Below are 14,228 nucleotides of genomic sequence, written 5' to 3' on the forward strand. Positions count from 1 at the left end.
ACAACAATAACTAACGAAAAGATTATATTTATTTTTAATAAAATAAAGACCAATCTAAACAATCGCAATTACTTAAATGGCAACTCCTACTGTTGATACAAATTATGAAGAACCTAATGCCGAACTAATAGAAAAGGTTCGATTAGGAAGTCAGAAGGCGCAATACCAACTCTACGAAAAGTATGTTAGGGCAATGTATCACGTCTGTGTCAGAATTGTGGGCAAAGGACATGAAGCCGAAGAAGTATTGCAAGACTCTTTTGTGAGAGCATTTATGCGAATTGAAGAATATCGTGGCGATGCAGCTTTTGGAGCTTGGCTCAAACGTATTGTCATAAATACTTCTATTAATTTTCTTCAAAAGAAGCGAATTGATTTGGTTTCATTAGATGAAATGCTTGTTGAACCAGTAGTAGAGCAGGATTGTGAAAATGATTTTGCAGAAATAAATATTCAAACAGGAGTTTCTGAAAAAGATGCCAAACACAGCTCTGAAATCAGCCGAGTAAAAGAAGCAATTAATAAACTTTCAGACGGTTATAGAATCGTACTTAGTTTATATCTTTTTGAAGGCTACGACCACGGAGAAATTGGAGAAATATTAGGAATTTCTAGTTCTACTTCCAAATCACAATACAGTAGAGCAAAAAAGAGATTAAGAGGACTATTAGCAGCTTAAATTTTCAAACTGACATTACTAAAAAATAATTACGAAAAAGACTAAAACAGCATGTAAAAGATGGCAACTAATAAAAAAAATACAGAAGAAAGACAGCTTGATGAGCTAGAAAAATTCTTACTTACTCATCGTAGCAAACTTCAAAAAGAAGAAAAAAAGTCGATTGATGAACAGTTTGATACTTCTTTTTCTATGGAAAAAAACTTTTTGGCTATTCAAGCTAAAATGAAAAACGAACAAGCAAGTCGGTTAGAGCCTAAAAACATCATAGGAGAAAAAGCAAAAAAACTGATGCAAACTGAATCAGAAGAATTAGAAAAAGAGAACACCAAAAACTGGGTTAAACCTGCTCCTTTTTCATCTGAAACAGCTAAAAATGTCAAAATAGGTCAGAAGAAAATAGAAAGAGATGTAACTAATTGGGTCAAACCTGCGCCTATCTCTTCCCAATATTCTTCTACCTCTTTAGAAAAAAGAAATCAAGAGAATACTCCAGCAACAAAAACAGTTTCTATCAGAAAATTTTGGACAGTTGCAGCTTCTCTAACAGCTCTTTTGGTTACTACTTTTCTCTACCAAGCTGATACTATCAGTATGCTTACAGAAGAAAACGATGAATTAATTTCTATGTATGAAGAAAATGGAAGTAGAGGTTTTGATGAAAATATTGAAGGAGAAGGACAAAATTATGCTCAAACAGTTTCTTTACCTGCCGAACTCATAGAAGCTGAAAATTATTACACTTCTATTATCGCAAAAGACAAAAAAGAACTAAAGAAAAAAGATACTCAAAACTGGGTAACTCCAGAAACTATCCAAACTTTAGATGAGCTTGACGAAGCCTATAAAGTAATGAAAAGCGACCTTTTGGAAGAACAAAACCCAAAGGTACTTGTCGATGAAATGCTCAATAATCTGAAATTAAGAAAGCAAATCTTAGATGAGAGTATCCAAATTTTAGAAAACTCAAACTCATCTAACCTTGAAACCAACAAGAACATCTAAAAAAATAAAACAAATGAAAAATCTATATAAAAATCAATTCGCCATTCTTACACTTCTTTTATTTTGTTTTGGAACTTTAATTCCTATTACAAACATACACGCAGAAGGAAAAAACCCAAAAGAAGAAAAGCAAAAAGTTGTGAAAGCTACTTTCAAAGTGAGTGAAAAACATCTACTTTCTATTTCTAATAAATATGGAAATGTGAATTTTAAGAATCACGATAAAAATGAAGTTTCTGTTCAAGTTACTATTTTAGCTTGGGCTAGAAGTGATAAAGAAGCACAAAGAATGTTAGATAGAATCGAAATAGACCAAGATAGTGATTCTGAAGACAGAACAGTTAGTTTCGAAACTGAAATTGAAGAATCAAGAGAGGGACACAATTATAATCAAGGAGAGGGCTTTGAAATTAATTATGAAATCAAAATTCCTAAAAATCTAAATGTAGATGTAGAAAATAAATTTGGTTCAGTTACACTCTCAGACCTCAATGGAAAGTTAAACCTTCAACTAAAGCATGGTAATTTTAATGCTCATAACCTAACAGGAATGCGTCATTCTATTAGTGTAGAGTTTGGAAATCTTTCTATCAATGAAGTGGGTTCGGCAGATATAGAGGTTGCTCATGGAAGTATCAATATTGATAAAAGCAGTACAGATTTGAACGTGGACAGCAAACACTCAAACATCAGAATTGATGAAGCAAACCTTTTGGAAATAAATGCCAAACACGGAAATATGAGAATAGGGACAGTTTCTAAAGTTACGGGAGAGAATAAATTTGGACAAATAGAAATCCGAAAAGTCTTGAAATCAGCAGTCTTAAACCTCAAACATGGAAGTTGTCAAATTGAACGAATAGTAAAGGGATTTGATAGAATAGAAGTAGAAAATGCTCATGGAGGTATTGAACTACGCTTTGATTCAGATGCGAAGTTTCAATTTGAAACAAGAACAGAACATGGAAGCATCAGAAACTCAATGCCTAATACCACTATCCAAAGGCAAGAAGATGATGACCATGATAAAATATTGGAAGGCAAAACAAACGGAGGTGGAAGTGGAAAAGTACGTGTAACTAACCAACACGGAAGCATTCGTTTAGAAGAACGTTAGTTTGAAGTAAGAAAAATATAGACTATAATAGTTTTATTTTCTCTTCATTGAGATTCAAATTCGGTAGGTGTTTTACACTTACCGAATTTTTTTTTTAACTTCGGCAATAAAGAAATATGAACAAAGGTTAGATTTACTTTATTCTTGAAAACTAAATCAAGTTTTATATCAGCAGTTTATCCCTAGTAGGAGAATCGGAGCTTATATTTCGTAATCATTAGGCAATTAAACACGAGTTATGTTATTAGACCTAGCCTTAAAAAAGAAAATGTTATTACAAACCTTCGCCTAATAAAAAAGACAATCTGACTTAAAAACAGAAAAGCACATAATAACAAGCCTTACAATAGTGTCATATTGACACTATTGTAAACAAAATTATAGTATTCTCAGTTTTAAATTGAATAAAAATAGCCAAAAAGTCAGTTTTGAAATAATTGTATAGCTTTTGTTTTATGCTTATCAATTCAATCAAGAAACAAAGATTTTACTATAAAATATTCAATTATGAACTTTAATAAATTCACAATAAAGGCGCAAGACGTAGTTCAGAAAGCCTCTACCATAGCGACCAGTTCGCAACAACAAATAATTCAAACAGGTCATATTCTCAAATCTGCTTTAGATGCTGATGAAAACATGACAAAGTTTTTGGTCAATAAATTAGAAGTAAATGTAACATTACTCAATCAAGTTTTGGATGAGTACATGGTTTCTTATCCAAAATCAAGTGGAGCAGAACCGTATCTTTCTAATGATTCTCATGCTGCCATTCGTGAAGCTGAAACCTATCTAAAAGTATTCAAAGACGAGTTTATTGCCGTTGAGCATATTCTTTTAGGGCTTTTGAAAGGAAAAGACAAAACAGCTGACCTTATGCGTGAGGTGGGTTTTAATGAAGATAATCTAATAAAAGCAATCAAAGAACTTCGTGGAGGTCGTAAGGTAACTGACCCAAATGCAGAATCGAAGTATCGTTCTTTAGAACGTTATTCGAATAACTTGACAGAACTTGCACGAAAAGGAAAAATAGACCCTGTTATTGGTCGTGATGATGAAATTCGTAGAGTTTTACAGATTCTTTCTCGTCGTACTAAAAACAATCCAATGCTTATTGGCGAACCAGGGGTAGGAAAAACAGCAATTATTGAAGGACTTGCACAGCGTGTAGTTGATGGTGATGTACCTGAAAACTTAAAATCTGTTGTGATTGCTTCTTTAGATTTAGGAATGCTCGTTGCAGGTGCAAAATACAAAGGAGAGTTCGAAGAGCGACTAAAATCTGTCATTAAAGAAGTTACAGATTCAGATGGAGAAATCATTTTATTTATAGATGAAATTCATACACTTATTGGGGCAGGTGCTGGAGGAGATTCGGCAATGGATGCAGCTAATTTATTAAAACCTGCTTTAGCTCGTGGCGAACTTCGTGCAATTGGAGCAACAACACTCAAAGAATATCAAAAATATATTGAGAAAGATAAAGCCTTAGAACGTCGCTTTCAGACCGTTACGGTAGATGAACCGACTATTCAAGATGCAATTTCTATTTTGCGTGGAATCAAAGAAAAATACGAACTACATCATGGAGTTCAGATAAAAGATGATGCGCTCATTACGGCTGCACAACTTTCTAGTCGTTATATTCCAGACCGACAACTTCCAGATAAGGCGATTGATTTGATGGACGAAGCAGCAGCAAAATTGAGAATAGAAATGAATTCTATGCCTCAAGAATTGGACGAAATTCGTCGAAAAGTAATGCAGTTAGAAATCGAAAGAGAAGCAATAAGAAGAGAAGGAGATAAAGAAAAAAATACGATTCTTTCAAGAGAAATTGCAGACCTAAGAGCAATACAAGACGGATTAATGGGACGTTGGAACGCTGAAAAAGGAGCAATCGACGGAATAAGAGAAACAAAAAAAGAACTAGAAAATCTTAGAATACGAGCCGAACAAGCAGAAAGAGCAGGAGACTATGGAAAAGTAGCCGAAATTCGTTATGGAAAAATTACAGAAACAGAACAAAAACTAGCAGAATTACAAGAAAAACATGAGCAGCAAGAAACTGAAGAGTCAATGCTCAAAGAGATTGTAACCTCTGAAAATATTGCTGAGGTAGTTTCAAAGTGGACAGGTATTCCAATTACCAAAATGCTACAAGGCGATAAAGAAAAACTATTAAACTTAGAAGCCGAATTAGGAAAGCGAGTAGCAGGACAGACAGAAGCTATTCAAGCTGTTTCTGATGCTGTACGCCGTAGTCGTGCAGGAGTTCAAGACCCAAATCGTCCGATAGGTTCGTTTATATTTTTGGGAACAACAGGCGTAGGAAAAACAGAACTTGCCAAAGCATTAGCCGAATATTTATTTAATGATGATAATGCGATGGTCAGAATTGATATGTCAGAATATCAAGAACGCCATAGTGTAAGTCGTCTGATTGGTGCGCCTCCAGGGTATGTAGGTTATGATGAAGGTGGACAGCTTACCGAAGCCGTCAGAAGAAAGCCATATAGTGTCATTTTGCTTGATGAAATTGAGAAGGCACACCCAGACGTTTTTAATATCTTATTACAAGTTTTGGATGATGGAAGACTAACAGACAACAAAGGTAGAATAGCAAATTTCAAAAATGCCATTGTTATCATGACTTCAAATACTGGTTCACAGATTATTCAAAATAATTTTGCACTGGCAACTGAAAAAACAGACGAGCAAGTAGAACAACTTTATGAAGATACAAAAATACAAGTTACAGAACTTTTAAAAAGCACAATGCGACCAGAATTTTTGAATCGTATTGATGAAATATTAATCTTCAAGCCTCTTTCAAGATTAGAAATTCGTCAGATTGTAGATTTACAATTAAAGCAAGTTCAGAAGCGATTAGATGAAAATGGAATAACCTTAGAAGTTTCGAAAGAAGCGTTAGATTATATCGGAAAGATTGGTTATGACCCACAATTTGGAGCAAGACCACTCAAAAGAGTAGTTCAACGAGAAATCTTAAACGAACTTTCAAAGGAGATTTTGGCAGGAAAAGTTACCAAAGATGCACCTGTTGGTGTAGTTTTAGAAAATGGGAAAATTGCTTTTGTGAACTCTGTTTTTGAAGGGTAAATTTTAATACAAATAAAGTAGAGAAACTGCTTTTTTTAAATAGTTTTTGAAGTTTTCCATAAAGTAGGATACTTGTGTTCTACTTTACGGAAAATAATGCAGTCTCTTTTATTACCTTAACTAACCTAATAAAACAAAAAATGCTTCCAGAAATAGAATTAGATTACTTGACAGAAGATGAAGATGAAAAAGAACTTTGTCGGTGTTATTGGCTTTTGAATACAGAAGAACAAGAACTCTTTGATGCAAAAGAAAAATTTCGTTATACACTCGCCGAACTCTCATTAAACTTCCGTCTAAAACCTCGTCAAATTCATAATAAGGTAGCACAATATAGTCGTGCTTACATCAAAAAATCAAAGTGTGATTTGTGTGGAATGCCTACTCACTTTCTGAATCGTAGGAATGATTTTTATTCGAATAGAAAAGTATATGAATATCAGCCTTGGGAAAACCCAATGCCTTATCTATGTGATAATTGTAAAGATGCTTTAGAGAAAAGACAAACACAGAAGGCAAAAGCAAAGAATCCATTACAATTTTCGGGAAAAGTAAAATCTATATTTCCCACTTCACAGCATTTGCAGTTTTTTAAGCAACTTCGTAGAGAAGAGCATTTTGTTTATCCCCAAATTGCTATTTCTGTCTTTTTAGAAGAAGATAACGCTGAAATAGTAGAAGGAGTTGAAAACCTAGAAAATGAAGTAGTTAATTTCTTAGTTTGTGATGGACAAGGAAAACCCAAAAAAGCTATTGATTTTGTAGTTATAAATCAAAATAATGATGGAGAACTTACTGATAGACAAAAGGAAATATTCTATCAGAAAGAAAGCCTTTTTGATAAGATTGGATTAGAATATAAAATTGAATTTTCTTAAAACTTTGTATTTTTTATAGGTCTTTACATCTAATAATTTACTTTTTGTTTTTGATTCTTTCCAAGATTTTATCTCCACCAGCGTCTAATACTTCTTTTGCTAAGTCTATGGCTAGTTCTTGTCCCTTATCTTTATGGATTTTGCCTGACTTACGAATAATTTTTTTACCACTAAGACTAATCAAACCTGCATCTATTTGAAGCGTATCACCTTCCAACTTTGCCAATACAAAAGAAGGAATACTACAACCACCATCTAAATGCTTCAGATAAGCACGTTCGGCAAGCAGACAGTATTCTGTTTTCTCATCATTAATAATCGTACGAATATCATTTCTGAGATGATTATTTATTTTAGAAGAAACCTCAATAGTCATTGAGCCTTGTCCTGCTTGTGGTGTAAACTCATCTAATGAAAGATGATCGACAATATAATCTTCAAAACCCATTCTATGGACACCTGCATACGCCAAAAGTAGTGCATCACATTGTCCTTCTTCTAATTTTCTCATACGTGTTTGTAGGTTTCCACGCATATTTGTAGTTCTGATATTTGGATAGTAATGCTTGAGCATCGCTATTCTACGTGTAGAAGAAGTCCCTACAAGCCATTTATCAGCAGCATCTAGCTTAAAATCAGAATTATAACTAACTACTACATCATGTGCTTTTTCTCGCTCTGTATAGGCTATTAATTCCAGTCCCTTTGGAAGTGTTGATGCCATATCTTTTGCACTATGAACAGCCAAATCTACTTTGCCTGTGTGTAGCATTTTTTCAAGTTCTTCCGTAAAAACGCCTTTACTACCAATTTTGGAGATTGCTTTGTGTAAAATTTTGTCTCCTTTGGTTTCGATAGCAATTATTTCAGTAGCAAAGCCATTTGATTCAAGCAAACGTTGTACATGTTCTGCTTGCCACATAGCTAGTTTGCTGTTTCGGGTTCCGATTTTGATAGTTTTTTTAGCCAATTTTTTTGCGCTTATGTAGTGAGCGATAAATTGAAAATAGTATATTGATAGAATAGGGATTATTTCTTTTTATCAAATTTTTCTACAAAAAAGTTATATAAAAGATAACTTTAGTGCTTAATCAGAAATATTCAAAAAAAAATGATTATCATGCAAGTTTTTTGCGATTTTTTTTGTATAAAAGCTCTTTTTTTTTCAAAAAACAGATAATTTCTACCAAATGTTTGTCATTTTTCTAATTAAAAAGATATTTTTTAAATAAAAGATTACTATAATACCCAAGCTACGATTCCAAAACACGTTCCAAAACCTATCAAAAAACCACTCCAAACTTCATTGGGAGTATGTGCTTTTAGATATAACCTTGAACTCATTACCATTCCAGTCAAGAAAAATAAAGTTACAATAGGCAAGAGTAACTCAAGTGAAGTATTAGCAGCTTGAAATCCAAATAGAAACCCTAAAAGTCCACTAATTCCGATACTATGAACGCTTGTTTTGTGGAAAAGCGTAACCAACGTAGTCAAGCACATAGAAAGCGCAACTCCCCCAGTCAGTAGAACAACTTGAATTTCATAACCTACCTTTCTAATCATCAAGTAAGCCAAAAGTGTGTAAAAAACAGTAGTAAACATAAATGGAACAGCTCTCTCTTTTCTATTTTGCATATCCAAAGAAGAAATAAAGCCTGTATAACGTAGCGTAAGCAAGAAAAAAGCAGGTACAGCAAAAGTACCTAAAAAAATAAGACTCAAAAATAAAACCTGTCGCTGTCCAAAAGGCTCACTGCTTAGCAAGAAGAAAAAAAGCAAATATCCAACTACTGGCATCAGAGCAGGATGAAAAATATAAGAAATAAGTTTACAAAGTTTTTGAATCATAAATCAAAAATACAAATGTTTTGGTTCAGAATTAAATTTGTGATTCAAGACTTGGTTTTCTACTCATAGAAAATGTCTGTATGAGAATAAGTTATTTTTTGTTATATCAAGGAGTGAGTTTAAAACCAATCACTAATATATCATCTGTTTGGGGCGTATTTTTTTTCCAATCTTGTAGAGAGGTTTTTATTTTTTGCTTCTGTTTTTTTATAGAAAGGTTAGCTCCATTTTGCAGAAGCAACTTGAAGTTTTTTATCATAAACTTCCTATCCTTTTCCCCTCCAAATTGATCTTGATAGCCATCGGAAGACATATAACAAGTGACTTCTTTATCAGCAAAGCTTATTTCTTGGTCTGTAAAATGGTTTTGTTTTTGACTCTTCATATAACTTCCTCCAATACTTTTTTTACTTCCTTTTATGATATTCAGTTTGTCTGTAAAATAATAGAAATCTTGTTTGGCAGCAGCTATTTTCACTTTCTTATTTTTCTTATCAATCAAACAGACCGTCATGTCCATTCCATCACGATTGCTTGTATGGTCTTGCTTTAATATTTTTGCAACAGCTTTATCTAGTTCTGTTAGTATTATACTTGGAATAATAATATTTTTAACATTAATAATTGTTTCTAAAATATTATTACCAATCAATGACATAAATGCCCCTGGTACTCCATGTCCTGTACAATCTACGAGAGCTAAGACAGTATAATCTCCTTTGTCTGCCACCCAATAAAAATCGCCACTTACTATATTTCTAGGACGATAAAACACAAACATTTCTTCACTGACAGCATCTTTTAAATAATCGTCTTCAGGCAAAATAACATCCTGTATTCGCTTTGCATAATTTATACTTGAGGTAAGACTTTTGTTTTTGGTATCTAATTCCTTGTAGGCTTGGTCAAGTTTGATTGTTCTTTCTTTTACTCTATTTTCCATTTGATTGTAGAGCAAAGCATTTTCTATTGAAATAGCTGCTTGTGAGGCTAAGAGTTTGAGTGTTTCTACTCTTTCTGCATGAAAAGCACCTTTAGAAATTGTATTTTCTACATACAAAATAGCAACAAGTTGGTTTTGCTTCAAAATAGGAAGACATAGTAAGGAGCGAGTTTTTTGCTTCTTGAAATAAAAATCTGACACAAACTTACTATCTTGTTTTATATCATCAATTACTAAATACTGCTTCGAACGTTTTACAAAATTAAATACACTTACAGGAAGTATATCCGAATGGTTTTTCTTAGATATGGATTGAATAGAAATACTACTTTGCACATCTAAATAATCTTTTATTTGATTCCATTGTGCCATTACTTCCCAACTAGACTGATTTTTTATTACTAAAACTCCCTTTTGAGCACCTGCATTCTCAACAAGTATCTTTATGAGTTTGGACAACAAACTATCCAATACAATCTCCCCAGAAAGTGCTTGAGAAGCCTTCAAAATACTACTATTATCGATATTAATATTTTGCTGTGAGGCTATTTTAGTAGTTCCTTGTTTGGAAGTATTCTGTATTGTAAAATCAGAAAAATCTGTGTTTGAGCTATAGGAATAATTTGTATCAAAGGTCTTTAGCCTGTCTTCCAACTGACTGTTTTTACCTTTTATTTGTATCGAATTATATATTTTTAGAGCTTCTATCAACTCATTTGTGGCAATAGAAAAGTTTTCTTTGTCATATAAATAAGCCAAATTTTCTTTACAGAAGGCAATCAGAAACAAGATTTCATATTTTTTGCTTTGCTCTATTGCTTTGAGATAATGATAAATAGCTATTGAATTTTCATTGAGAGCTTGATGGTAAAATGCTTTACTACACTGATAATATGCTCCGAAATTTTGCTCATTTAATTTTGCCCAGCTTTCAAGCTTTTCCAAGGAAGAAGTAATATGTGCTTTTATTTCACCAATGGAATCAGCATTTTTTTCTAATTCAAATTTTTTAGAGGCTGCACAAACAAATACATGATAAAATAGAGCTACTAAAAGAAGACTTCCTGCTGCACCTGCTTCTACATAAGGCAACGCTCGTAATGAGTATTGATATGCGTTTTCATACTCTTCAAAAAATAAAGCTGTACGAGCCATCTCCATTAATGATTCACAAACATCAGTTGCGTTTTGTGCTTTTTCATACTCTTCTACAATAACTAATGGGTCAATTTTTTCGGTAAAAGGATTTCCCATCATTCGTTCGTGGTTGTACAAACGAATTTTGGCTTGTCCTAATTCTAAGGGAACATATTTTTCACAGTAGTCGTGCCAAAGCTTACATTGTGAATATATCTTTTGATAGTTTTCTGATTTGAGTAATAAAGCAATATAAGACGTAAGCAAGACAAAACTAGCATATTGCTGTTCTCCTGATTGATGACACCACTGGTAGGCTTCTTCGGTTTGTTTGTAAGTATATTGGTAGTCATTTTTCCATGCCAAAGACATCGAATGAGCTAACATAGTAGTACGTCCTTTGCTATCCAAAAGATTATACTTTTGAGCAATTTGAAGAGCTATTTGTGCATAATCATAAGAAAGTTTGTGATTCTGTGTACTACACATAATCATGGCTAACCAAGCAATTGCCTCACTACATTTTGGAGATGTGCCACTATTTAGTACGTGAGATACACTTTTTGTTACGACCAAACCCAACCAAGCAGGATTGGCAAAGTAAGTGCTAATTACGGCTCTATTATAAATATCTCCAATGAGTAAATCTTTATCTGTTTTGGCTTCTTTTAGTTGTTGCAGTTTATCTACTGTTCCATCTTTCATTAGGTTTTCTAATAGAAGACCTGTCTGTTCTTGTGCCTCTTCATCAGTTTTTGGATATTTTTGTCCCAATGATTCTAGTGCTTCAATAGCATACTCTAATGCTTTATTTGCTTCTCCCGAACTCTGTAAGACATCACTATATTGTTTCAAGACAATTGCTCTTTCCGTATTATTATTTGTATGAGAAAGTAATATATCAAATATTTTTTTAGATTTTTTAAGCTGTCCATTTATACAGAGTAAAGCACCATAATTCAAATAAAATTCTTTATCAATTTTATTACTTTTCTCTTCTAAAGAAGTTATGAAAGGCATAATGATATCCAAAAAGGTAAGTGCTGTTGGAAAAGCAGATGCCTTTTGTGATTTTTTACTTGCCAATAAATTTATTTCTATACGACGTTCTATGTTTGTTACTTCCTTATCAAAAGTAGAAGAAGAGTTGTATTGATTTGCAATAGTAAAAATAGATTTATCAAAATCTAAGTTTTTCTCTTTATAATAGGAATATAAAAAGTCTGCAATTTTTAAGTGATAGGTAGAAGTCTGTTCTGCATCCAACAACTGATAAGCCGTTTGTTGAATTTTGTCATGAGCAAATTTGAACTCTACTTCTTTGAGTAATTCTTCGTTCCATTCCTCTTCTTTTAGATGCCTATATTCTTGACTATTCTTGGAAACTGGTAATACAAAATCTTCTTTTTTTGCACTCCATAGTATTTCAATCAATTTTGTTGTCTTGATATTGGTTACATTTTTCAAAACAAAAGCATCAAACCGATTTCCGATACAAGAAGCAATATTTAAGACTTTTATAATCTCCTCTGACTGTGTATTTATTTTCTTTGCTATTAAATCTACTACGTTATCACTAAGATTAAAGGATTCTATATCGCTTTCTTTCCAAGTCCATGTTTCTTTATCATAATCAAAAAACAGAAGTTTTTCTCTGTATATTGTTTCTATAAATTGATTTGTAAAAAATGGATTTCCTTTTGTTTTTTGATATATAATTTCTGCTAACTGTTTTACTTCTTCTTTTTGTTTGCCAAAAGAGTCCATCAACATCGTATTAATAACTGATTTTGGAAGTTCTTTTAGCTCTATTACCTCTGTGGATGAATCAGAAACAATATCAGTTTTGCTTTTACCAAAGGGAGATAACACTTCTATTTCATTGCTTCTATACGCATTGATGAGTAATAAATAAGGTATTTTTGTTGTGTTGATGAGTAATAATAAATCTACTGAAGAAAAATCTGCCCATTGCCAATCATCTAAAAAACAAACCAGTGGGTTTTCTTCTGTTGCGATAGTTGATAAAAAATTTATCATCAAAACATTAAACCTATTTTGCGCTTCTTTTGCTCCCAGTTCTTCTATTGAAGGCTGTTCTCCAATAATAAGAGTGAGAGTAGGAATGACATCTGTGAGTAACTTTCCATTTTTATCTACTGCTTTGAGTATTTTTCTTTTCCAACTTGACACAACCTCATTATCTTCCATCAAAATATACTCACACCACTCTTCAAGAGCCTGTATCCATCCTAAATAAGGATAATTTTGATTATTTTTATCAAATTTTCCATTTATGAAATAAGCTGATTTTTGGGTAATAGGTCTGTATATTTCACTAATAAGACTTGTTTTGCCTACTCCTGAATAGCCTACTATATGTAGTGATTGGTATGCTCCCTCACTTACTTTGTCAAAAGTTTGTAGCAATGTTGTTTTTTCTGACTCTCTACCATATAATTTTTTGCTAAGGTTTAAGTTTTCAGAAAAATCATGCGCTCCCAAAGTCATTTCTCCTTCATGATTTTTTGATTTCTCAATATCTGATTTTAAACCAAAAGTAGATAAATAACGGTCTTCAGCATTTTTTTCTAACAGCTTCATGACAATATCTGATAAAGCAGTAGGAACAGTAGGACGAATTTGCTGGGGTGTTTGAGGTGTTTTGGCTAAATGAGAATGAACTATTTCCAAAGAAGAAGAAGCCTCAAAGGGCGTTCTACCTACAAGCATTTCATAAAAAGTAACTCCTAAAGAATACAAATCAGTTCTATAATCTACTACTCTACTCATTCTGCCTGTCTGTTCGGGCGAAATGTAAGCTAATGTACCTTCCAAATATTTAGGATTACCAAGATGTTTGATATAAGTATCTGTTTTGGAAGCCAGACCAAAATCAATAATTGTTAGTGTTTTGTCCGATTCATTGATTAAGATATTATTAGGGTTTATATCTCGGTGTATAATCTCTTTCTTATGAACACGACCTAATATATCAACCATCAAAAGAGCATAATAATAAAACTCCTCTAACTCAAAACATCCTTTCTGTTTTATAAAATCTTTTACTGAAATACCTGCAAAAAAATCGCCTATTAGTGCATAACGCCCCTCTACTTTCGTTTCTTGATTTACATTTCGCACACCTTCGATAGACAAACCATCAAGTATGTCCAATTCATTCCTAAAAGAAGCTAATTGATTTAGTTCAGGAAAAGGATCTTTAAGTAGTTTGTATAACTTTTTATTTTGTCGATATACTAAAGTCTTAGAACTTTCATAGATAATATCCATATATCAGAAATAATAATAAAATTAGCTAAAATCAGCTACAAAGTAAGACAAAGTGATTATTTGTTACTAAAATAGAATAAAAATGTTTTAGTAAAAGCAGATGAATTGATTGAACAATTTTTATTAAAAATCTAATATAATCATTTTGATGTAATTAATACAGCAATTTGCAATATTATTTTTTTAAACTAAAAAAAATAA

8 protein-coding genes are annotated in these 14,228 nt (G+C 32.5%); 5 read left to right on the forward strand and 3 right to left on the reverse strand.

Annotation, left to right across the window (positions count from 1 at the left end):
• Positions 1–76: 76 nt before the first annotated feature.
• From WAF17_RS12340 to WAF17_RS12360, 5 genes are all read left to right on the forward strand, one after another.
• On the forward strand, positions 77–679 hold the full coding sequence (locus WAF17_RS12340; RefSeq protein ID WP_338759801.1) for a sigma-70 family RNA polymerase sigma factor: 603 nt from the start codon (positions 77–79) through the stop codon (positions 677–679).
• Between the two features lie 60 nt (positions 680–739).
• The gene (locus tag WAF17_RS12345; RefSeq protein WP_338759803.1) at positions 740–1,684 is read left to right on the forward strand and encodes a hypothetical protein; all 945 of its coding nucleotides are present in this window, start codon (positions 740–742) and stop codon (positions 1,682–1,684) included.
• Between the two features lie 13 nt (positions 1,685–1,697).
• Positions 1,698–2,801: a hypothetical protein gene (locus WAF17_RS12350; protein WP_338759806.1), complete on the forward strand. Its 1,104-nt coding sequence runs from the start codon at positions 1,698–1,700 to the stop codon at positions 2,799–2,801.
• A gap of 507 nt (positions 2,802–3,308) precedes the next feature.
• On the forward strand, positions 3,309–5,924 hold the full coding sequence (gene clpB, locus WAF17_RS12355; protein ID WP_338759809.1) for an ATP-dependent chaperone ClpB: 2,616 nt from the start codon (positions 3,309–3,311) through the stop codon (positions 5,922–5,924).
• A 140-nt stretch (positions 5,925–6,064) separates the two neighbouring features.
• Positions 6,065–6,802: a hypothetical protein gene (locus tag WAF17_RS12360; RefSeq protein WP_338759812.1), complete on the forward strand. Its 738-nt coding sequence runs from the start codon at positions 6,065–6,067 to the stop codon at positions 6,800–6,802.
• A gap of 37 nt (positions 6,803–6,839) precedes the next feature.
• On the opposite strand, the gene hemC is transcribed toward WAF17_RS12360, so the two are convergent.
• The 3 genes from hemC to WAF17_RS12375 form a co-directional block, all read right to left on the reverse strand.
• Positions 6,840–7,772, reverse strand: coding sequence for a hydroxymethylbilane synthase (gene hemC / locus WAF17_RS12365; protein ID WP_338759815.1), 933 nt, complete (start codon positions 7,770–7,772; stop codon positions 6,840–6,842).
• Between the two features lie 269 nt (positions 7,773–8,041).
• Positions 8,042–8,653, reverse strand: a complete 612-nt coding sequence (locus WAF17_RS12370) for a phosphatase PAP2 family protein (protein ID WP_338759818.1) — start codon at positions 8,651–8,653, stop codon at positions 8,042–8,044.
• A gap of 106 nt (positions 8,654–8,759) precedes the next feature.
• The gene (locus WAF17_RS12375; protein WP_338759821.1) at positions 8,760–14,027 is read right to left on the reverse strand and encodes an AAA family ATPase; all 5,268 of its coding nucleotides are present in this window, start codon (positions 14,025–14,027) and stop codon (positions 8,760–8,762) included.
• Positions 14,028–14,228: the final 201 nt, after the last annotated feature.

It is taken from the genome of Bernardetia sp. ABR2-2B (genome assembly GCF_037126435.1).
Lineage (GTDB): Bacteria > Bacteroidota > Bacteroidia > Cytophagales > Bernardetiaceae > Bernardetia.

Bases quoted from the DNA above. Each gene is read 5' to 3' on its own strand.
- WAF17_RS12340 (WP_338759801.1), top strand. From the start codon at position 77: ATGGCAACTCCTACTGTTGATACAAATTATGAAGAACCTAATGCCGAA.
- WAF17_RS12345 (WP_338759803.1), top strand. From the start codon at position 740: ATGGCAACTAATAAAAAAAATACAGAAGAAAGACAGCTTGATGAGCTA.
- WAF17_RS12350 (WP_338759806.1), top strand. From the start codon at position 1,698: ATGAAAAATCTATATAAAAATCAATTCGCCATTCTTACACTTCTTTTA.
- clpB (WP_338759809.1), top strand. From the start codon at position 3,309: ATGAACTTTAATAAATTCACAATAAAGGCGCAAGACGTAGTTCAGAAA.
- WAF17_RS12360 (WP_338759812.1), top strand. From the start codon at position 6,065: ATGCTTCCAGAAATAGAATTAGATTACTTGACAGAAGATGAAGATGAA.
- WAF17_RS12370 (WP_338759818.1), bottom strand. From the start codon at position 8,653: ATGATTCAAAAACTTTGTAAACTTATTTCTTATATTTTTCATCCTGCT.
- WAF17_RS12375 (WP_338759821.1), bottom strand. From the start codon at position 14,027: ATGGATATTATCTATGAAAGTTCTAAGACTTTAGTATATCGACAAAAT.